We start from the raw sequence: 20213 nt of genomic DNA, 5'->3' as shown, positions 1-20213 counted from the left end.
CGGGCTGAGGCGGCTGCGCCCAGCCTGCCCGGCGCGCCCGCGGGTCCGCACGTCGGGCCGGGAATCGGTGCGGATACGCAACGCCCGCCCGCGACCTCGTACGCTTTTCCCGTGAGTCAGCCCGCTTCCGCCCAGCCCGACACCGCGCGTCAGGACACCGAGACCCCGCTCGACCTCTCGGGGTTCCGGACCAAGCCGGTGTCGTTCGTGCGCCGCTCCGGCCGGCTCACGGACAAGCAGAAGCGGCTCTGGGCCGAGCGCCGCACGGCCTACGTCGTCGACGTGCCCCGCGCGATCGCGCGCACCTCCGTGCACCCGGAGTACGTGCTGGACGCGGTGGCGCTCTTCGGGCGCACGGCCCCGCTCGTGGTCGAGATCGGCTCGGGGCTGGGCGACGCCGTCGTCGGGGCGGCCTCGACCGATCCCGACCGGGACTACCTCGCCGTCGAGGTGTACCAGCCCGGGCTGGTGCACACGATCGCGCGCGCCGAGCGGGCCGGGGCGGCCCTCGGGCAGGACGGGCTGCCGAACCTACGGCTCGTGCAGGCCAACGCGGCCGAGCTGCTGGAGACCACCGTCGCGGCCGGCTCGGTGGACGAGCTCTGGGTCTTCTTCCCCGACCCGTGGCACAAGGCGCGCCACCACAAGCGCCGCCTGGTCACGGCGGAGTTCGCGGCGCTCGCGGCGCGCGTGCTGCGACCCGGCGGCACCCTCCGCCTCGCGACCGACTGGGCCGAGTACGCCGAGCAGATGGTGGAGGTGCTGGAGGCCGACGAGAACCTCGTCAACGCGCACGGTCCGGGCGTCCTGGCGCCGCGGTTCGAGCGTCGTGTGCTGACCGGGTTCGAGCGCAAGGCGCACGACGCCGGGCGGGGCATCGCCGACCTGGAGTACGTCCGCCGCTGACGTCGCGCTGACCAGGTCCTTCCCCGAGGCGGGGGGGCAGATACCGTTCGAATGTAACGACTTGGTCAAGTCCGGAAACGCGCCGTCTGAACTGTTTGCCCCCGGCGTGTGAGGTACGGCACATTGGGCCGGGTGCGAGATGCGCACATGGGCCGCGGCAGAGCGCGCGCCCCCATGAGCCAATGGAGGCGTCATGAGTGACGTACAGGCAGCAGGGCCTGCCGAAACCGATTACCAACGTGTCGAGCGATCGGACGAGTTCCAGAGCCTGCGCAGGGCGTTCCGGAACTTCGTCTTCCCGATGACGGCGCTGTTCCTCGTCTGGTACCTCCTGTACGCCCTCATGAGCACGTACGCGCACGAGTTCATGAGCATCCGCGTGTCCGGGACCATCACGGTCGGGCTGATCTTCGGGCTGCTGCAGTTCGTCTCGACGTTCGTGATCACCACGCTCTACGCGCGGTGGGCCAACAACAAGTTCGACGCCCGGGCGCAGGCCCTGCGCGAGGAGATCGAGGGGGGCGAGCTGTGAACGGGACAGTCATGGCGGCGGAGGCCACGAACGTCGGCAACACCTGGATCAACATCGGCATCTTTGCGGCGTTCGTGCTGGTCACGCTCGTCGTCGTCTTCCGCGTCTCCCGGCAGAACAAGAGCGCCGCGGACTTCTACGCCGGCGGCCGCAACTTCACCGGCACGCAGAACGGCACCGCGATCGCGGGCGACTACCTGTCCGCCGCGAGCTTCCTGGGCATCGCGGGCGCCATCGCCGTCAACGGGTACGACGGCTTCCTGTACTCCATCGGCTTCCTCGTCGCGTGGCTGGTCGCGCTGCTCCTGGTCGCCGAGCTGCTGCGGAACACCGGCAAGTTCACGATGGCGGACGTGCTGTCGTTCCGGCTCAAGCAGCGGCCGATCCGGATGGCCGCGGCGCTGTCCACGCTCGCGGTCGTGTTCTTCTACCTGCTGGCCCAGATGGCGGGCGCCGGCGGGCTCGTCGCCCTGCTGCTCGGCATCACGGACAAGGGCGGACAGGGCCTGGTCATCGCCGTCGTCGGCGCCCTGATGATCCTGTACGTGCTGGTGGGTGGCATGAAGGGCACCACCTGGGTGCAGATCATCAAGGCGACGTTGCTCATCCTGGGCGCCGGCGCCATGACCATCTGGGTGCTCGCGCGCTTCGGCTTCAGCCTCTCGGCCGTCATGCAGGAGGCCGTGAACATGGCCGGCGAGAACGGCGAGGCGATCCTCGAACCGGGCCTCCAGTACGGCGCCACGGCGCTGTCGCAGCTCGACTTCCTCTCGCTCGCGCTGGCACTGGTGCTCGGTACCGCGGGCCTGCCGCACGTGCTCATGCGGTTCTACACGGTGCCGTCGGCCAAGGAGGCCCGCAAGTCCGTGGTCGTCGCGATCTGGCTGATCGGCATCTTCTACCTGTTCACCCTGGTGCTCGGGTACGGCGCGGGCGCGCTGGTGGGCCCTGAGGCGATCCTCGCGGCGCCGGGCGGGCAGAACTCGGCGGCACCGCTGCTCGCGTTCGAGCTCGGCGGCGAGATCCTGCTCGGCATCATCGCGGCGGTCGCCTTCGCGACCATCCTCGCGGTGGTGGCCGGCCTGACGATCACGGCGGCGGCGAGCTTCTCCCACGACATCTACGCCTCGATCATCAAGAAGGGGCAGGTCTCGCCCGACGGCGAGGTCCGGGTGGCCCGCTGGACCGTGGTCGTGATCGGCATCATCGCGATCATCGGCGGCATCTTCGCCAACGGGCAGAACATCGCGTTCCTCGTGGCGCTGGCGTTCTGCGTCGCGGCGTCGGCGAACCTGCCGACGATCATCTACTCGTTGTTCTGGAAGCGGTTCAACACGTCGGGCGCGCTGTGGAGCATCTACGGCGGCCTCATCTCGACGGTCGTGCTGATCGTCTTCTCCCCGGTGGTCTCGGGGAAGCCCGCGGACCCCGTCACCGGGCTCAGCAAGTCGATGATCAGCAACCCGGCCATCGACTTCCACTGGTTCCCGCTCGACAACCCCGGCATCGTGACCATCCCGCTCGCGTTCGTGCTCGGCATCGTCGGCACCTACCTGAGCAAGGAGCGGTCGCACCCGGAGAAGTATGCCGAGATGGAGGTCCGCTCCCTCACGGGCGCGGGCGCCGAGAAGGCGGTCGCGCACTGATCCGGCACGCCTGAGGCGGCGTCCGGTTCGCTGCCCGACGACGGCCGTGGTCACCTCTCCCGGGAGGTGACCACGGCCGTCGTCGTGTCACGGCGGGTCACATGCGGCGGCGCACGACGTCGTCGACCGCAGGGGCGAGGTCGGGCCACCGGAAGGCGAAGCCCGCGGCGGTCAGCCGCTCGGGGAGCACCCAGCGGCTCTTGAGCACCAGCTCCGCCTCGTTCCGCAGCGCCCACACGGCGGGCTCCAGCAGCCAGCGGGGCGCAGGGATCCCGATCGGCATGCGGGTCGCGCGGCGCAGCTCCGCCATGAGCGTCCGGTTGTCGACCGGGTGCGGCGCGGCGAGGTTGACCGGCCCCGAGATCTCGTCGTGCTGCTCCAGGAACCGGACGGCCCGCAGGACGTCGTCGACGTGGATCCACGAGAACTTCTGCCGGCCGCCGCTGTGATGCACCGGCACGGGGCCGCCCGTCGGACGGTCGCCGATGCCGCGGTAGCGGCGGTGCTGGAACCACCAGCCGTCGAGCTGCGGGCCGCCCACGCCGAACCGCGCCAGCCGCGCGAGCATGTCCGACGCCGGGCCGCCCAGCACGATCGCCATGCGCAGGGCGACCCGCCGGGTCTCCGGCAGGCGCCCCGCGAAGAGCTCGTGCTCCCAGCTCCGCGCGACGTCCACGGAGAACCCGGCGCCGAGCTCGCCGCCGTCCTCGGTCTGCGGCCGGTCCAGCGCGTACCGGTAGATCGTCGCGGTGCTCGCGTTGAGCCACAGCCGCGGGGGACGGGCGGAGGCCGCGACGGCGTCGTGCAGCTGCCGGGTGGTGTCGACACGGGAGCGCAGGATCTCGTCACGGTTCCGGTCCGTGTACCGGCAGCCCACGCTCTTGCCCGCGAGGTTGACCAGCAGCTCGGCGCCGTCGACTACGTCCCGGAGGGTCGCCGGGTCGTCGGACCACCGCACGTCCGGGCCGCTACGACCGACGCGCGCGACGTCGTAGCCGCGCGCGACGAGGTCGTCGACCAGCGCCCGCCCGATGAAGCCGTTCCAACCCGCCACGACGGCCCGCTTCGCCTCGGTCATGCGCTGCAGGGTATCGGGAGTCCCCGTGGCGGGCTGGGGGTCAGGGGGCGATGGTCAGCTCCGCGATGCGGTCGGCGGTCAGGGTGTACCGGTAGCGCAGGTCGACCACGCCGCCCGGGAAGTCGCCCTCCAGGTGCCGCACGGCGGTCCAGTGCGTGTCGTCGTCCTGCCGGACGGCGGTGAGCTCGCTGGTGTAGGTGTACTCGCTCGCGGCGCGGGACAGCCAGGCGCGGATCGCCGCCAGCCCGCGGTACGTGCGGCCCTCGTCGGTGACGACGGCGTCGGCCGCGTAGCAGGCCAGCTCCCGCTCGGCGTCGCGGGCCTCGTGCGCCGCGAGGTGCGCGGTCAGGACGGCGGGCAGGGCCAGGCCCCCGGTGATGGATGCGTTCATGGTTCTTCCTTTCGTTGCTGGGTCTGTCGGACGACGTCAGCCGACCGTCGGGACGGTCCCGCCGTCGATCGTGTGCTCGGCGCCCGTGATGGCCGCCGCCCGGTCGCTGACGAGGAACGCGACGAGCTCGGCCACCTCCTCGGGCTCGCTCGGTCGCCCGAGCGGGATGCCGCCGAGCGAGTCCATGAGCTGCTCCAGCGCCGCCTCGCGGCTGATGCCCTGCCCGGCGGACAGGCGCTCGACCAGTGCCTCGGCGCTCGACGTGCGGATGAAGCCGGGCGAGACGACGTTGACCCGGACACCGTGCGGGGCGGCCTCGACGGCCAGCCCCTTGCTGTACGTCGTCAGGGCGGCCTTGGCCGCCGCGTAGCCGAGCGTGGCGGTGTGCAGCGGCAGCCGGCGCTGGATCGAGGAGACGTGCACCACCGCGCCCCTGCCGGCGGCGATCATGCCGGGCAGCAGGGCGCGGTCCAGGCGCACCGCGGCGAGCAGGTTCAGGGCGAGCTCGTCGGCCCAGTGGTCGTCCGTCATCGCCGCGAAGCCGCCCGACGGCGAGTGCGACCCGCCGAGCGTGTGGACCAGGACGTCGACGCCGCCGAGGTGCTCCGCGACGTGCTCGGCGACCCGGGCGGCACCATCCGGTGCCGTGAGGTCGGCCGCGACGAAGCCCGGTGGACCGGGGTGCGGGTCGGGTGCGGTGCGGGCCACGCCCAGCACCGTCGCGCCCGCCGCGCGCAGCCGCTTGGCGACCGCGGCGCCCGTGCCCTTGCTGGCACCGGTCACCAGGGCTCGCCGGCCGTCGAGGCGGTCGCTGAGGGAACCGTTGTTCTCTGGGGTGAGCATGTCCCCAGGCTGGGGTCTCCCGCAGGGAGAGGGTCAAGGCCCTCCGCGACCGGTCGAGCCTCCCGCCGGGGGAGGGTGCACAGTGGTGCCGTGACCCGAGGCCTGACCATCGGCGAGTTCGCCGAGCTCACCCACCTGAGCGTGCGGACGCTGCGCCGCTACCACGACTCCGGTCTGCTCGAGCCCGACCGGGTCGACCCCTTCAGCGGCTACCGCTACTACACGGCCGCGCAGATCCCGCCGGCCCAGGTGATCCACCGGCTGCGCGAGCTGGACGTGCCGCTGGCCGAGGTGCGGCAGATCCTCGCCACGTCGGACGCCGACGCGCGGGCCGAGCTGGTCGCCGGGCACCTGCGCCGGCTGGAGGCGGAGCTGGACCGGACGCGCACCGCCGTCGCCTCGCTGCGGCAGCTGCTCAGCCCGGCGCAGCCGCCTGAGGTGGTGCTGCGCGCGGAGCCGGCCCGCCTGGTCGCGGCGATCACGGGCGTCGTCGCGCACGACGAGGTGCTGACCTGGTACGCCGACGCCATGGCCGAGCTGGACGCCGCCGTCGCGGGCCACGAGCGGCTCGGGCCGCCGGGCGGGCAGTATGCCAACGAGCTGTTCCGCGACGGCCGGGGTTCGGTCCTGGTCCACCGGCCCGTCGTTGACCCGCCGGAGCGCGGCCGGGTGCGGCCCGTGGAGCTGCCCGCCGCGGAGCTCGCGACCGTCGTCCACCACGGCCCGCACGACGACATCGACGTCACCTACGGGCGGCTCGGCGCCTGGGTCGTCGACCACGCCCTCGCCGTCGACGGCCCCGTGCACGAGACGTACCTGGTCACCCCGGCCGACACGGCGGACCCCGCCGCCTGGCGCACGGAGCTGGCCTGGCCGGTCTTCCGCCTCACTCCCTGACCCGTCTCGCCAGCACTCGATGGAGTGGGTTCAGCGGGCCTGCCGACGATCATCTACTCGTTGTTCTGGAAGCGGTTCAACACGTCGGGCGCGCTGTGGAGCATCTACGGCGGCCTCATCTCGACGGTCGTGCTGATCGTCTTCTCCCCGGTGGTCTCGGGGAAGCCCGCGGACCCCGTCACCGGGCTCAGCAAGTCGATGATCAGCAACCCGGCCATCGACTTCCACTGGTTCCCGCTCGACAACCCCGGCATCGTGACCATCCCGCTCGCGTTCGTGCTCGGCATCGTCGGCACCTACCTGAGCAAGGAGCGGTCGCACCCGGAGAAGTACGCCGAGATGGAGGTCCGCTCCCTCACGGGCGCGGGCGCCGAGAAGGCGGTCGCGCACTGACCCGTCCCTGACACGCCCGGCGTGCAGCAGTCCGACGACGGCCGGGGTACCCCGGCCGCCGTCGTTCCCGTGGACCCGGTCACCGGCCGCCCAGCATCTACGATCCGACGGCCGGTAGGGCCTGTCAGGGGCGGGGGACGGCCAGCTGCACACCGTCGTTCCCCAGGCCGAGGAGGCTCTCCTCGGGGTGGCTCAGCGGGGTGAGGCGGATGGTCCCGTCGGGTGCCGTCCGGAGGACGTTGGCGGCCCCGCCGATCAGGGCCGAGCCGACCAGGACGGTCCGCCCGACGACGACCGGCGCCTCGGCCCAGCCCGCCTGGCCGCGGACCACGGTCGTGGACCCGGTCCGACGGTCCATCACGTACAGCTCGGTGGCTGTCCCGGTGGCGGTATCCGACCCGAGGAACCCTCCGGCCGTGTCAGCGTTCGCCTGGCCGGTCTCGCCGCCCATGCACCAGACGAGGATCTCCGCGGAGCCGGCGAGGCAACCTACCCGTCCGACGGATCCCTCGATCGGGGAGGCGACGGCGAGCCTCGCGACGGCGGCGCTCGTGCCGCCCACCCGGTGGGACGTGATCGTGAGCCAGTTCGGGTCCTCCGATCCGTCGGGTGTCGCGGTGAGGATCTCCTCGGCGTTCGTGGCGACGGCGTCCGCCCCGTCGGTCAGGACGGTAGGCGTCCCGGACCCGTCCAGCGGAGCGAGCCGGACCGCGCCCTGCTCGTCCTGCCAGACGACCCGGTCGTCCGTCAGCCACACCCGTCCGAGCCGGCCGGGCGAATCGGCGACGTGCTCCCTGCCGCCGTCGGCGGAGATCGTCGCGATGCTGAGCACGTCGTCGTTCTCGTCCCGCACGGCGTACGCCAGCACGCCCCGGCGGGCGGCGGTCGCGATGAGGGTGTGCTGGTCGGGGGCGACGTCCTCCCCGTACAGGAGAAGGCTCGCACCTCCCGGCTCGGTGCGGACGAACCCCGCCTCTTCGCCGGCCGGCCCGTTCGGGACGAGGCCGGGCCAGTCGATCTGCCAGAACACGCCGGTCTCCTCGAAGGCTCCCCAGGCCTGCGCGGGCGTGTAGCCCGCCGGGTCGCTCGTCGGCGCGTGCACGACCGTGGCATCCTCGGCGGTGAGCCGGCATGCGCCGGGGAGCCGGTCTGCCCCGGGTGACACCTCGGGCACCTGGACCACACCTGCCAGGACGGCCCCGTTCGTGACGAACGACCACTCGTCCACCGGGCCGACGACCGCGGGCTCCGCGGGTGCGCACCGCGCGATCGCCCCGGGCGGCAGCTCGTCCGTCGTACCGGACCGGTCGGCCTCCGCCACCGGGTCGAGGCCGATCCACGAGCGCAGCATGTCGGCACCGGGCAGTACCCGGGCTGACGTCGGCCACCAGGCCGCTGCGCCCAGGGCGAGGACCACCACCAGCAGGGCGGCGGCGGAGACCGCTGCGGCGCGGCCGACAGCGTGGCGGCGGGCCGCGGCCCTGCTGCTGGACAGCACGGCCTCCTCGTCGAAAGGCGCGACGGTGATGGTGTCGACGCTGCGTGCCGCGGTGGCGTCCAGCAGGTCACGCAACCGGGCCAAACCTCTGGACGTGGCTGCCTTCACAGTGCCCTCGGCGATCCCGAGCTCGGCGGCGACTGCCGCGGTGGGCAGGTCGTACAGATGACGCAGCACCACGACCCGGCGCTCGTTGCGGGGAAGTTGCTGCAGCGCCCGGACGAGCTCGTCGCGCACGAGTACCGCAGGGGTCTGGTCCTGGAACGGCGGGACGGGCAGCGACTCGTCGCCCGTGAGCACCTCGCGCGACCCGCGGCGCCACGCGGAGACGCGGTGGTTCATCAGGACCTTGCGCGCGAAGGCGCGGGCCGTCTCCGGCCGGACCGTTGCCCAGGACCGGTAGACCCGCTCGTACGTGGCCTGGACGAGCTCCTCGGCCACGTGGGGCACGCCGGACAGCAGGAGCGCGGTGCGGTACAGGTAGGCGTGGTTCGCCCGGACGAAGTCGGTGAACTCGTCGTCAGGATGTCTGTCCCGGCGCGGAGCGACGCGCACCCGGACGCGGTCGTCGTCGGCGGTCTTGTTGTGCATGGTCATACGAACCCTACGCACGGGCCTGGCGGGAGGTTGGGTCCGGTGTGGGACCCGGCGTCAGCCGTTGGCGGGCTCCAGGCGGATCACCACCGACTTCGAGGCCGGGGTGTTGCTCTGGTCCGCCGTGTGGTCCAGGGGGACCAGCACGTTCGTCTCCGGGAAGTACGCCGCGGCGCAGCCGCGCGCCGTCGGGAACGAGATGGCGCGGAAGCCCTCGGCCCGGCGCTCGTCGGTCCCGCCGCCCGGCCCGGGCCACTCGCTGACCAGGTTCACCGTGTCGCCGTCGGCCAGACCGCCGGAGGCCAGGTCGTCCGGGTGCACGAACACGACGCGCCGCCCGTTCTTCACGCCGCGGTACCGGTCGTCGAGGCCGTAGACCGTGGTGTTGAACTGGTCGTGGGAGCGGACGGTCTGCAACAGCAGGCGACCCTCCGGCACCTGGACGATCTCGAGCTCGTTGACCGTGAAGTTGGCCTTGCCCGTCGTCGTCGGGAACAGCCGGGCGTCGCGCGGCGGGTGGGGCAGCACGAACCCGCCGGGCTCGGCGACCCGCCGGTCGAAGTCCTCGAAGCCCGGGACCACGCGGGAGATCGAGTCGCGGATCCGGGAGTAGTCGGCCGCGAACTCCTCCCACGGCGTCGGATCCGCCGGGCCGAGCACGCGCCGGGCCAGGTCGCAGAGGATCGCGGTCTCGCTGCGCAGGGCGTCCGAGACCGGGGCCAGCCGACCGCGCGACGCGTGCACCACGCTCATGGAGTCCTCGACGGTGACCACCTGCTCGCGCCCACCCGTCGTGTCCCGCTCGGTGCGGCCGAGGCACGGCAGCACCAGCGACCGCCTGCCGGGCAGCACGTGCGAGCGGTTCAGCTTGGTCGACACGTGCACCGTGAGCGGCACCTCGCGCAGCGCGGCCTCGGTGACCGCGCTGTCCGGGGTGGCCGCGGCGAAGTTGCCGCCCACCGCCATGAAGACCCTGAGGTGCCCGTCGCGCAGGGCCCGGACCGTGTCGACGACGTCGTACCCGTGGGCGCGCGGCGGCTCGAAGCCGAACTCCGTGGCCAGCGCGTCCAGGAAGGGCTCGGTGGGCCGCTCCCAGATGCCCATGGTGCGGTCGCCCTGCACGTTGCTGTGGCCGCGGACGGGGCAGGCGCCCGCGCCCGGGCGGCCGACGTTGCCGCGCAGCAGCAGGAAGCTGACCACCTCGCGGATGGTCGCCACGGCCTGTTTGTGCTGGGTCAGGCCCATCGCCCAGCAGACGATGATGCGGTCGGCGGCCTTCACGTCGTCGACGAACGCCTCGATCTCCGCCCAGTCCAGGCCCGTGGCTCGCTCGACGTCGGCCTGGTCGACGGCGCGCCAGGCGGCCACCGCCTCCGGGAAGCCCGAGGTGTGCTCGGCGATGAACTCGTGGTCCAGCACAGGGGCGTGCCCGGCGGTCCGGGCGTCGTCGTCGGCCTCGACCAGCAGGCGGTTCACCGCCTGGAACAGGGCCAGGTCGCCGGCGAGGCGGACCTGGAGGAACCGGTCGGCGAGCTTGGTGCCCCGCCCCACGACGCCCCGCACGCGCTGCGGGTTCTTGAACGTCTGCAGCCCCGCCTCGGGCAGCGGGTTGATTGCCACGATCCGGGCGCCCCGGTCCTTGGCCTCCTCCAGCGCGGTGAGCATGCGCGGGTGGTTGGTCCCGGGATTCTGGCCGACGACGACGATCAGGTCGGCGTGGTCGGTGATGTCCTCCAGGGACACGCTGCCCTTGCCGATGCCCAGCGTCTCGACCAGGGCGGTGCCGGACGACTCGTGGCACATGTTCGAGCAGTCGGGCAGGTTGTTCGTGCCGAGCTTGCGCGCGAGCAGCTGGTAGACGAACGCCGCCTCATTGCTGGTGCGGCCGGACGTGTAGAACGCCGCCTGGTCGGGGGTGTCCAGGCCGCGCAGCTCGCCGGCGACCAGGTCGAGGGCCTCGTCCCAGGACACCGGCCGGTAGTGGTCGGCGCCCTCCTCGCGCAGCATCGGCTCGGTGATCCGCCCCGACTTGCCCAGCCGGTGGTCGGTCCACGTCGCGAGCTCCGAGATCGCGTGCTCGGCGAAGAACGCGGCGTCCGCGCGTTTGCGGGTGGCCTCCTCGGCCACCGCCTTGGCGCCGTTCTCGCAGAACTCGGCGAGGTGCGGCTTGCCGGGCTCCGGCCACGCGCAGCCGGGGCAGTCGAAGCCGCGCTGCTGGTTGATCAGGGGCAGCGTGCGCAACCCGCGCCCCACGCCGGCCTCCTCGAACACGTGGGCCAGGCCGTGGACCACCCCGGGCACGCCAGCGGCCGCCGTCTTGGGCGGCCCGATGCGCAGGGTCTTCTCGGGGGCGTCGGTGCGGGCCACGTCGCTCACGTCGGTCACGATGTCGACCCTACGCCGGTTCCACCTGGGCCGGGAGAGCGCGATCAACACCTGCCGACCATGGGTGGGATGGCGCCCACGTCCGAGCGGCGGTTGACTGGGATCAACTCCGGACGGCCTGTCCTGGGCCATCCGGTTGCCCCATTTGTTCCTCGGGAGGCACACCATGGGACAGGCACGTGAGTTGATGAGCAGGTTCACCGGAGCATTGGTCGCCGGAGACCTCGACGCGTTGCGGGAGGTCTACGACACGGACGTCGTGGTCACCACGCCGGACGCCGGGACACTGCACGGCATCGACGCCTTCATCCAGTGGAACCAAGACTTCGTCAGCGCGTTCTCGGACCGGGACTATCGCTCCGAGCGGGAGCTGGAGACGGACGAGTCCGCCATCGATCAGGGCGAGCTCAGCGGAACCCACACCAGTCCGATGAAGCTGCCCGACGGGCAGAGCGTTCCGCCGACCGGCAAGCGGATCCGTATGCGCAGCGTCGACATCGCCACGGTCTCCGACGGGAAGATCGTCCGGCACGACTTCTACTTCGACCAGCTTGACCTCCTCGACCAGCTCGGGCTGACGCCGACGACCTGACGACACCGGCCTGACGTCGCCGGGCCGGACATATCGGTCACGAAAGTGTGTGGCGAAGGTGCGAGACTGGCCGTATGGGAGTCGTCACCGACCGACGCCGCGTGGTCCGCGTCCGCGAGGGCGCCCGCGCGGCGCGCCCGGACACGCTCGCCGTCGAGGAACCGCTCATGGTCCGGCTGGTCGGGCCCGGCGATCTCGTCAGCAGGGCACGGCCGCTCGGCGCGGTCCCGGCCGGCGGCGTCGTCCCCGTGGGCGGCGTGCTGCCGGACGGCGTCCTGCCGGGCGCCCGACCTGCCGGGAGCACCCTCACCGTCACGATGCGGACCCCGGGCGACGACTTCGACCTCGTCGCCGGCTGGCTGGTCTCGGAGGGCGCCGTCACGGCCCGCGAGGACATTGCGGGGATGCGCCTGTGCCCCGACGAGGACAACACCGTCGAGGTGGCGCTCGCGCCCGGCGTCGAGCCCCCGCGCCAACGGGCGTTCGCGACGACGAGCGCGTGCGGGGTGTGCGGGTCGGACACCGTGGTGGAGGTGCGGGCCGCGCTGCGCTGGCCCGTCGCGCGCGACGCCGTCACGGTCGGGACCGGCGTGATCGCCGCCCTGCCGGACCTGCTGCGCGAGCGCCAGCGGGCCTTCGACCGCACCGGCGGCCTGCACGCCGCGGGCCTGTTCACCGCCGACGGCGAGCCGCTGTACGTGCGCGAGGACGTGGGCCGGCACAACGCCGTCGACAAGGTGGTGGGGGCCGCCCTGCGCGACGGCGCCCTGCCCGCTGCCGGGACGGTGCTCCAGGTCAGCGGGCGGGCGTCGTTCGAGCTGGTGCAGAAGGCCGCGCGGGCCGGGATCCCGGTGCTGTCCGCGATCTCCGCGCCGTCGACCCTCGCCGTGGACCTGGCCGAGGAGTGCGGCCTGACCCTGCTGGGCTTCGTGCGCGGCGACTCGATGAACGTCTACACGCGGGCGGACCGGCTGCGCTGAGCCGGCCCGCCCCCGGCACCTCACCCCGTGAACAGCGGGATGACGCTCCGGACCGTCTGGAACAGCCCGTAGGCCAGCGGGACGGTCACCACGAGCCAGGTGAGGACCAGCCGCGGGACCTGGTTCGGCGGCTGCTCCGGCGTGCGCTCCTGGGTCTGCTCGACCATGGTCACACCTTCCCTTCGATGAACTCGTCTACCCGGCCCGGCCGCTCGTGGAACCGCGCCGCGACGGGCCGTACCAGGGCGTTGGCCACGAAGCCGACCGCGAGCACGGCCACCATGGTGAACAGCGCGGGCCGGTAGTCCGCGGCGACCAGCTCGCCGGGCGTGCCCTGGGCGTCGAGGAACCCGTTGATGATCAGCGGGCCGGCGATGCCGGCGGCCGACCACGCGGTGAGCAGCCGGCCGTGGATCGCGCCCACCTGGAAGGTGCCGAACAGGTCGCGCAGGTACGCGGGGACGGTGGCGAAGCCGCCGCCGTAGAACGACAGGATCACGGCCGCCACCAGCACGAAGATCACCGTGGACGTGTGGCCGACGGTGGCCAGGAGCACGTACAGGATCATCCCGACGCCGAGGTACATGACGTAGATGGGCTTGCGGCCGATGTAGTCCGACGTGGAGGACCACACGAAGCGGCCGGCCATGTTGAACAGGGACAGGAACGCCACGAACCCGGCCGCCGTCGCCGGCGCGACGGACGAGACGCCGTCCACCCGGAAGAAGTCCTGGATCATGGGCGCGGCCTGCTCCAGGATGCCGATGCCGGCCGTCACGTTGCAGAACAGCACGGTCCACAGGAACCAGAACTGCGGGGTCCTGATCGCGTTCGCCGCGGAGACGTTCGCGGTCGAGACCATCGGCTTGGCGGCGACCGCGGCGGCGTCGAACCCGGCGGGCGTCCAGCCGGGCGGCGGGACCTTCACCGTGAACACGCCCAGCATCATCACCAGGAAGTACACGATGCCCAGGGTCACGAAGAGCGCGGTGACCGCGCTGCCCGACGCCACCGAGGTGGGGTCGGTGGGGTCGTAGCCGCTGTCGTAGGCGGCCATGAGCTGGCGGGACAGCGGCGAGGCGATGAGCGCGCCGCCGCCGAACCCCATGATCGCCATGCCCGTGGCCAGGCCCGGCCGGTCGGGGAACCACTTGATCAGCGTGGACACCGGCGAGATGTAACCGATGCCGAGCCCGATGCCGCCGATGAACCCGTACCCGAGGTAGACCAGCCAGAGCTGCGACGTCGCGATGCCGAGCGCCCCGACGAGAAACCCGGACGCCCAGAAGCAGGCCGAGGCGAACATGGCGGCGCGGGGGCCGGCGCGCTCCACCCAGGTGCCCAGCACCGCGGCCGAGAGGCCGAGCATGACGATGGCGATGGAGAAGATGACGCCGATCGCGGTGAGGCTGGTCTCGAAGTGGGCGACCAGCGCGCTCTTGTAGACGCTGGTGGCGTAGGCCTGGCCGATGCACAGGTGGATGGCGAGCGCGGCCGGCGGGATGAGCCACCTGCTGTAGCCGGGCTTTGCCACCGTGTGCTCCCGGTCGAGGAACGACAGTGCCATCAAGCACCTCCTCGTGCTCAGGGGATCAGGTCGCAGTAAGTGCGGTTTCTCCCGTTTGCGTGGGCACGCTACTGGCGCTGGATGCCCGGGTCAATGGTCGACGCCGTCGCGCTGGGCGCGCGTGGCCCGGCTCAGTGCTGCGGGTTGCGCACCGCGGCCAGGAACAGGGGAAGGTGCGTCTCGGTGTGGGCGATCCGGAGCAGGTAGGGGCGGTCGACCGTCATGCGGACCGCGGGTTCGCCGGTTGCTCCGCTGGTCGCCACGGCGCCGATCTCGGTGACGGCGGCCGCGACCGTGCCCTCCTCGTCCAGGCTGAGGTAGGCCTGCTGCATCACCTGGCTCACCCGGAGCCGTTCCGTGGTGCTGATTCCCGAGAGATCCGGACCGTCGTACAGCCCGCCGAGCCCCGCCTGGTCCAGGGCAGGGGCCAGGTCGAGCGTCGGCGGTTCGAGCTCCAGGGTGGGCATGGCGAGCTCTACCGGCTGGGGCGCCGCGTCGTCGAGGGCGGTGGTGAGGGCGGTCAGCGTCCCGGGCGCGACGTCCGCCGGGTCGGTGCCCTCCGGCGGCAGGACCACGTCGGCGTGGAACGCCTCGCCGTAGGGGAGGCGGACGGCGGCCCAGCCGTCGTGCTCGGCGTACCCCCAGGACTCGGTGCCGTGCAGCATCTCGACGGGCTCGGTGCCGGCGGGGCCGGTGAAGTCCTCGTCCCGGGTGGCATGCTCCGCGAACGGCGTGTCCCAGCGGGCCGCGAGCAGGATCGCGTTCTGCAGCACCAGGCGCAGCATCGGGTCGGGCTCGATCGCCGACTCCTCGATCAGGCCGCCCGTGTGGTGGTCCACCCAGGCGTCCAGGACCTTCTTGCCCTCGCCGGTGCCCAGGTCGGTGCGCTGCACGCCGGCATCGAACGCGGACGCGAGCGCGTCCAGGTAGTCCTGCTCCACGACGAGCTGGTCGTCCAGCACGGCCTGGTTCGCGAGGTGCAGCACCGGGCGGTCGGGGAGCTCGTCGTCCTGCGCGACGCCGGGGTCGCCGTCGTACCTGGCGAGCTCGGCCGCCAGGGCGTTGTAGGCCGCGGTGCGATCCGCGCCCGAGGCGCCGAGCGCGGCGTCCAGGGCCGCCGCGGCCTCGCCGCGCGCACCCTCGGCGAGCAGCGCCAGCGCGAAGGTGAGGGACGCGGGGGAGACCAGGGCGTTGTCGTCCGGCTCGGCCGTCGCGCGCAGCGCGAGCACGCCCAGCGACTCGGTCGCGGCGACGGCGTCGGCGCTCGCGGGGGCCTCGGCGACCGTCACGGCGACCCGTGCCACGTCCGACCGCTCCAGGCCCTCGTCCGCCGCGGGCCCGCAGGCGGCGAGGGCGAGGACGCCGGCTGTGCCGACGGCCGTCCACGTCGTCGCACGGCGACGGGCGCGCCGCCCGCGACGGCATGTGGCGGGATGCGCGGCTGAGTCGCGACGCTGCACGGTTTCCTCCAGGTCGGTGGCCTCGTGTTGACGGGCGGGTCCTGCTCCTGATGTGTCGTGGCGCGTTCCGGTCTTGCACCACGCCTGGGCGGATGCGACAGATGTCAGTGGCGCCGGGCACAATCTGTCCCGACCATCCCGGTGGGTTCGACCCCCTGAAGTGAGGTAGTGGACGTTGGCAAGCATCAACCAGCGCATCGCCGAGGAGCTGGGCGTTCGGGAGGGGCAGGTGACCGCGGCGGTCGACCTGCTCGACGGCGGCGCGACCGTGCCGTTCATCGCCCGCTACCGCAAGGAGGTGACGGGCACCCTCGACGACGCGCAGCTGCGCACCCTCGAGGAGCGGCTGCGGTACCTGCGCGAGCTCGAGGAGCGGCGCGCGGCGATCCTGGCGTCGGTGCAGGAGCAGGGCAAGCTCACGGACGAGCTGCGGGCCCAGATCCTGGCGGCGGAGACCAAGTCGCGTCTGGAGGACATCTACCTCCCGTACAAGCCCAAGCGGCGCACCAAGGCGCAGATCGCGCGCGAGGCCGGGCTGGAGCCGCTCGCCGAGGCGCTGCTCGGCGACCCGTCGCTCGATCCGACGGAGGCCGCCGGCCCGTACGTCGACGCCGACAAGGGCGTCGCCGACCCGGCAGCGGCCCTCGACGGCGCGCGGGCGATCCTGGTGGAGCGGATGGGGGAGGACGCCGACCTGATCGGTACCCTGCGCGAGCGGCTGTGGAAGCGCGGGCGCATGCTGTCCGCCGTCCGCGACGGGGCGCAGGACAAGGGCGCGAAGTTCTCGGACTACTTCGAGTTCGCCGAGGCCCTGTCCAGCCTGCCGTCCCACCGCGTGCTCGCCCTCTTCCGGGGCGAGAAGGAGGACGTGCTGGACCTGACGATCGAGCCGGAGGAGGGCATCGAGCCCGGCGTGCCGACGTCGTACGAGGCCACGATCGCCCACCAGTTCGACATCGCCAACCAGGGCCGCCCGGCCGACCGCTGGCTGGGCGACACCGTCCGCTGGGCCTGGCGCACCAAGATCCTGGTGCACCTCGGCATCGACGTGCGGCTGCGGCTGCGCTCCGAGGCGGAGGACGAGGCCGTGCGCGTGTTCGCCGCCAACCTGCGCGACCTCCTGCTCGCCGCGCCCGCCGGCACGCGGGCCACGATGGGTCTCGACCCGGGCCTGCGCACGGGCGTCAAGGTCGCCGTCGTGGACGCCACGGGCAAGGTCGTGGAGCACGCGACGATCTACCCGCACCAGCCCGCCAACCGCTGGGACGAGTCGCTGGCCGTGCTGGCCCGCCTGGCCCAGAAGCACAAGGTGGACCTGGTGGCGATCGGCAACGGCACGGCCTCGCGCGAGACCGAGCGGCTGGCCGCCGACCTCATGAAGAAGGTGCCGGAGCTCGGCCTGACCAAGGCGGTCGTGTCCGAGGCGGGCGCGTCCGTGTACTCGGCGTCCGCCTACGCCAGCGCGGAGCTGCCCGACCTGGACGTGTCCATCCGTGGCGCCGTCTCGATCGCGCGCCGCTTGCAGGACCCGCTCGCCGAGCTCGTGAAGATCGACCCCAAGTCGATCGGCGTGGGCCAGTACCAGCACGACATCACCGAGACCAAGCTGTCGCGGTCGCTGGACGCCGTGGTGGAGGACTGCGTGAACGGCGTGGGCGTGGACCTCAACACCGCGTCGGTGCCGCTGCTCTCGCGCGTCTCGGGCATCACCTCGACGCTCGCCGAGAACATCGTGGCTCACCGGGACGCCAACGGCCCGTACGTGTCGCGGGCGGCGCTCAAGAACGTGCCGCGCCTGGGCCCCAAGGCGTTCGAGCAGTGCGCGGGCTTCCTCAAGGTCTCGGGCGGCGACGAGCCGCTGGACGCGTCGTCGGTGCACCCCGAGGCGTACCCGCTGGCGCGGCGCATCGTGACGGCGTCGGGTGCGGACGTGCAGGCGCTGATCGGCAACGGTGGCGCCCTGCGCACGCTGAAGCCCACCCAGTTCGTCGACGAGACCTTCGGACTGCCGACGGTGACCGACATCTTCGCCGAGCTGGAGAAGCCCGGCCGCGACCCGCGCCCGGCGTTCACCACGGCGTCCTTCGCCGACGGCGTCGAGACGCTGGGCGACCTGGTGCCCGGCATGGTGCTGGAGGGTCAGGTCACCAACGTCGCGGCGTTCGGCGCGTTCGTGGACGTCGGCGTGCACCAGGACGGGCTGGTGCACGTCTCGGCCATGTCCAAGAACTTCGTCAGCGACCCGCGCGAGGTCGTGAAGTCGGGCGACATCGTCAAGGTAAAGGTCATGGACGTCGACCTGCAGCGCAAGCGGGTCTCCCTGACGCTGCGCCTGGACGACGAGGTCGGGGCGGCTCCCGGCGGCCGCACCTCCGGCGGCTCCCGCTCCGGCGGTGCCGGCGGTCAGGGCGACGGCCAGCGCGGCGGCCGCCCGGGCGGCGGCGAGGGCCGCGGGCGGGGCGGCCAGGGCCGTGGCCAGGGACAGCGCGGACAGGGCGGTCAAGGCGGACAGGGCGGCCGCGGCCGCCCGGCCCCGGCGGACACCGCGATGGCGGACGCCCTCCGCCGCGCCGGCCTGGCCTAACCCCCCTCCGGGGCTTGCGCTCAGCAGGCTGAGGAGGAGTCGAACGTAGGGTTGGTCGCAGCAAGAGGCGTGATGGGGCGACCAACCCTACGTTCGGCTACCAGGTGATGCCTCGTGAGGCCTGGGCGTGGGAGACTGGGTGTCACCATCGGCCCCATGGAGATCAAGCGCGCCCCGTGAGCAGCACCGCAGAGACCACGCCCCGGCGACGTCGACGGCAGGAGCTGCTGAGCAGCTCGATCGCCGTGGCGCGGCGGCTGCTCGCCGACGGTGGGCTCGAGAGCGTGACGATGCTGGCCGTCAGCCGGGAGATCGGGATCGCGGGGCCTGGCCTCTACCGGTACTTCCCGAGCCGCGCCGACCTGCTGCGGGTGACCTACCGGGACGTGCTCGACGAGCTGGTCGCGCACGTCCGCGCGGCGATCGCCCGGCAGCCGGCCGGTGACCGCGCTGCCGAGGTGCAGGCGCTGACGAACGCGATGTTCGCGTGGAGCGTGGCGCACCCCCACGAGTTCGACCTGCTGCTCGGCGCCGGCCTGCGCCTGGTCGAGGACGGCGCACCGGTCGGCGGGGAGTCCGGTGGCGGCACGTTCTACGAGGTGGCGGCGCTCGCGTTCCCGCCGGTCGTCGCCCAGTGGGCCGACGGCGCCGTCCTGTTCGACGAGCCGGTCGCCCCGGAGCTCGCGGCGGACCTGGGCGCCCGCCGCGACGCGCTGCTCGCCGTGTTCCCCGACGCGCCCCGGGACGTGCCGCTGGGTCTGGTCGCGGCCGTCCGCGTCGCCTGGCAGCGCACCTTCGGCCTGCTGTGCATGACGGTGTACGGGCACGTCACCGAGCCCGACGGCCCGGTCCGGCGCGACTACATCACGGCCCTGCTCGACGACCTGAACGCCCGGAACCTCGCGCTCTTCGGCCTGGCGCCCAGCCCCGCCGCCGTCCTCGAGACCGTGTTCGAGACCGGGTCCGGGAGCGGTGCGGCCGAGCCCGCCGCCTCCGAGCCCGCCGCACCCGAGCCGCTCCCCGCCGGAGCCCACCCGGCCGACGTTGCGGGCACGACCCCGCAGCGCGGCACGGGCCGCCGAGCCCGGCTGCGCCGCGAGCTGCTGGCGGAGGCGCTGCGCTCGGCGCGCCGCCTGCTGGACGAGCACGGCCCGGACGGCGTCACGATGCAGGCCGTCGCGAAGGACGTCGGGATCGCGGCGCCCGGGCTGTACCGGTACTTCGACGGCCGCCCCGGCCTGCTGCACGCCACCCACCAGGACGTCGTCGACGAGCTCCTGGCGTACGTGGAGACGGCCAGGGCGCGGCAGCCCGCGGGCGATCCGAGCGCGCAGTGCCACGCCGTCGTCGACGCGCTGTTCCGCTGGTGCCTCGCGCACCGCAACGAGTACGACCTGCTGATGTCGGGGCGGCTGCGGATCTCCCTCCCGGGCGAGGACACGCCCGGGGCGCCGCGGCACGCGCCCCTGATGGCCCTGGACCGGGTCGGCGCCGTGTTCGCACCGATCGCCCTGGCGTGGTGGCGGGCCGGCTGCCGCGTGATCCCCGACGACGAGATCTTGCCCGCGCTCGTGCCCCACCTGCGGGCCGCCCGCGAGGCGATGCGCGGGATCCCGGGGTTCCCGCCGGACGTGCCGCTCGGGCTGCTGCACGCGATGAACCTGTGCTCCGCGCGGCTCTGGGGCCTGCTCACGCTGACCGTCTACGGCCACATGGGCGACCTGGAGACCCCGGCGGCCGCCGCGCACCTGGACGCGCTGGTGCTGGACCTCGCGGCCGACGCCCTCGACGTCTTCGGCCAGAAGCTCTCGGCCGCCGTCGTGCTGGTGCGGGACACGCCGGGAGCGTCCGACCCCGTCCGATAGAC

At 72.9% G+C, this 20213-nt stretch carries 16 protein-coding genes and 1 pseudogene; 9 read left to right on the top strand and 8 right to left on the bottom strand.

The features are described 5' to 3' along the window. Positions 1-111 precede the first annotated feature (111 nt). From trmB to ACIPN7_RS09080, 3 genes are all read left to right on the top strand, one after another. Positions 112-906: a tRNA (guanosine(46)-N7)-methyltransferase TrmB gene (trmB, locus tag ACIPN7_RS09090; protein WP_400540209.1), complete on the top strand. Its 795-nt coding sequence runs from the start codon at positions 112-114 to the stop codon at positions 904-906. Between the two features lie 193 nt (positions 907-1099). Beyond that, positions 1100-1438: a DUF485 domain-containing protein gene (locus ACIPN7_RS09085; protein WP_397392813.1), complete on the top strand. Its 339-nt coding sequence runs from the start codon at positions 1100-1102 to the stop codon at positions 1436-1438. Positions 1439-1449: 11 nt separating this feature from the next. Beyond that, positions 1450-3084, top strand: a complete 1635-nt coding sequence (locus ACIPN7_RS09080) for a cation acetate symporter (protein WP_400540425.1) — start codon at positions 1450-1452, stop codon at positions 3082-3084. A 97-nt stretch (positions 3085-3181) separates the two neighbouring features. Here the strand turns inward: ACIPN7_RS09080 and ACIPN7_RS09075 are convergent, their stop codons facing one another. The 3 genes from ACIPN7_RS09075 to ACIPN7_RS09065 are packed head-to-tail and all read right to left on the bottom strand — an operon-like array spanning position 3182 to position 5396. Further along, on the bottom strand, positions 3182-4162 hold the full coding sequence (locus ACIPN7_RS09075) for an epimerase (RefSeq protein ID WP_400540207.1): 981 nt from the start codon (positions 4160-4162) through the stop codon (positions 3182-3184). 40 nt (positions 4163-4202) lie between these two features. Continuing rightward, positions 4203-4553 carry a nuclear transport factor 2 family protein gene (locus tag ACIPN7_RS09070; protein WP_400540205.1) on the bottom strand — a complete coding sequence of 117 codons (351 nt, stop codon included), beginning with the start codon at positions 4551-4553 and terminating at the stop codon, positions 4203-4205. A gap of 36 nt (positions 4554-4589) precedes the next feature. Then, a complete protein-coding gene (locus ACIPN7_RS09065) occupies positions 4590-5396 on the bottom strand; it encodes an SDR family oxidoreductase (protein WP_400540203.1) in 807 nt (268 codons plus the stop codon). A 90-nt stretch (positions 5397-5486) separates the two neighbouring features. Between ACIPN7_RS09065 and ACIPN7_RS09060 the strand changes: the two genes are divergently transcribed. Next, the gene (locus tag ACIPN7_RS09060) at positions 5487-6293 is read left to right on the top strand and encodes a MerR family transcriptional regulator (protein WP_400540201.1); all 807 of its coding nucleotides are present in this window, start codon (positions 5487-5489) and stop codon (positions 6291-6293) included. Between the two features lie 3 nt (positions 6294-6296). Beyond that, positions 6297-6686 (top strand): annotated as a pseudogene (locus tag ACIPN7_RS09055) (cation acetate symporter); the annotation flags it as partial. A gap of 124 nt (positions 6687-6810) precedes the next feature. Here the strand turns inward: ACIPN7_RS09055 and ACIPN7_RS09050 are convergent. Further along, a complete protein-coding gene (locus ACIPN7_RS09050) occupies positions 6811-8775 on the bottom strand; it encodes a sigma-70 family RNA polymerase sigma factor (RefSeq protein WP_400540199.1) in 1965 nt (654 codons plus the stop codon). A 60-nt stretch (positions 8776-8835) separates the two neighbouring features. Beyond that, positions 8836-11163: an FdhF/YdeP family oxidoreductase gene (locus tag ACIPN7_RS09045; protein ID WP_400540197.1), complete on the bottom strand. Its 2328-nt coding sequence runs from the start codon at positions 11161-11163 to the stop codon at positions 8836-8838. A 187-nt stretch (positions 11164-11350) separates the two neighbouring features. On the opposite strand from ACIPN7_RS09045, the gene ACIPN7_RS09040 reads away from it, so the two are divergent. After that, on the top strand, positions 11351-11755 hold the full coding sequence (locus ACIPN7_RS09040) for an ester cyclase (protein WP_400540195.1): 405 nt from the start codon (positions 11351-11353) through the stop codon (positions 11753-11755). A gap of 74 nt (positions 11756-11829) precedes the next feature. Further along, entirely contained in the window at positions 11830-12735 is a 906-nt protein-coding gene (fdhD, locus tag ACIPN7_RS09035; protein WP_400540193.1) for a formate dehydrogenase accessory sulfurtransferase FdhD, read from the top strand. Positions 12736-12755: 20 nt separating this feature from the next. Here the strand turns inward: fdhD and ACIPN7_RS09030 are convergent, their stop codons facing one another. From ACIPN7_RS09030 to ACIPN7_RS09020, 3 genes are all read right to left on the bottom strand, one after another. After that, positions 12756-12902 (bottom strand): hypothetical protein, encoded by a 147-nt coding sequence (locus ACIPN7_RS09030; RefSeq protein WP_400540191.1) that lies wholly within the window; start codon positions 12900-12902, stop codon positions 12756-12758. A gap of 2 nt (positions 12903-12904) precedes the next feature. After that, positions 12905-14302, bottom strand: a complete 1398-nt coding sequence (locus ACIPN7_RS09025) for an OFA family MFS transporter (protein WP_400540190.1) — start codon at positions 14300-14302, stop codon at positions 12905-12907. A 131-nt stretch (positions 14303-14433) separates the two neighbouring features. Next, complete coding sequence (locus ACIPN7_RS09020; protein ID WP_400540188.1) at positions 14434-15762, bottom strand: serpin family protein; 1329 nt, start codon at positions 15760-15762, stop codon at positions 14434-14436. Positions 15763-15937: 175 nt separating this feature from the next. On the opposite strand from ACIPN7_RS09020, the gene ACIPN7_RS09015 reads away from it, so the two are divergent. Both ACIPN7_RS09015 and ACIPN7_RS09010 read left to right on the top strand, forming a co-directional pair. Then, on the top strand, positions 15938-18346 hold the full coding sequence (locus ACIPN7_RS09015; protein ID WP_400540186.1) for a Tex family protein: 2409 nt from the start codon (positions 15938-15940) through the stop codon (positions 18344-18346). Between the two features lie 176 nt (positions 18347-18522). Then, positions 18523-20211 (top strand): TetR/AcrR family transcriptional regulator, encoded by a 1689-nt coding sequence (locus ACIPN7_RS09010; RefSeq protein ID WP_400540184.1) that lies wholly within the window; start codon positions 18523-18525, stop codon positions 20209-20211. Positions 20212-20213 lie beyond the last annotated feature (2 nt).

Source organism: Promicromonospora sp. NPDC090134, assembly GCF_044746965.1.
Classification (GTDB): domain Bacteria; phylum Actinomycetota; class Actinomycetes; order Actinomycetales; family Cellulomonadaceae; genus Promicromonospora.
Note: the sequence above shows the minus strand (reverse complement) of the source record. Positions and strands in the feature narration are given on the sequence as shown.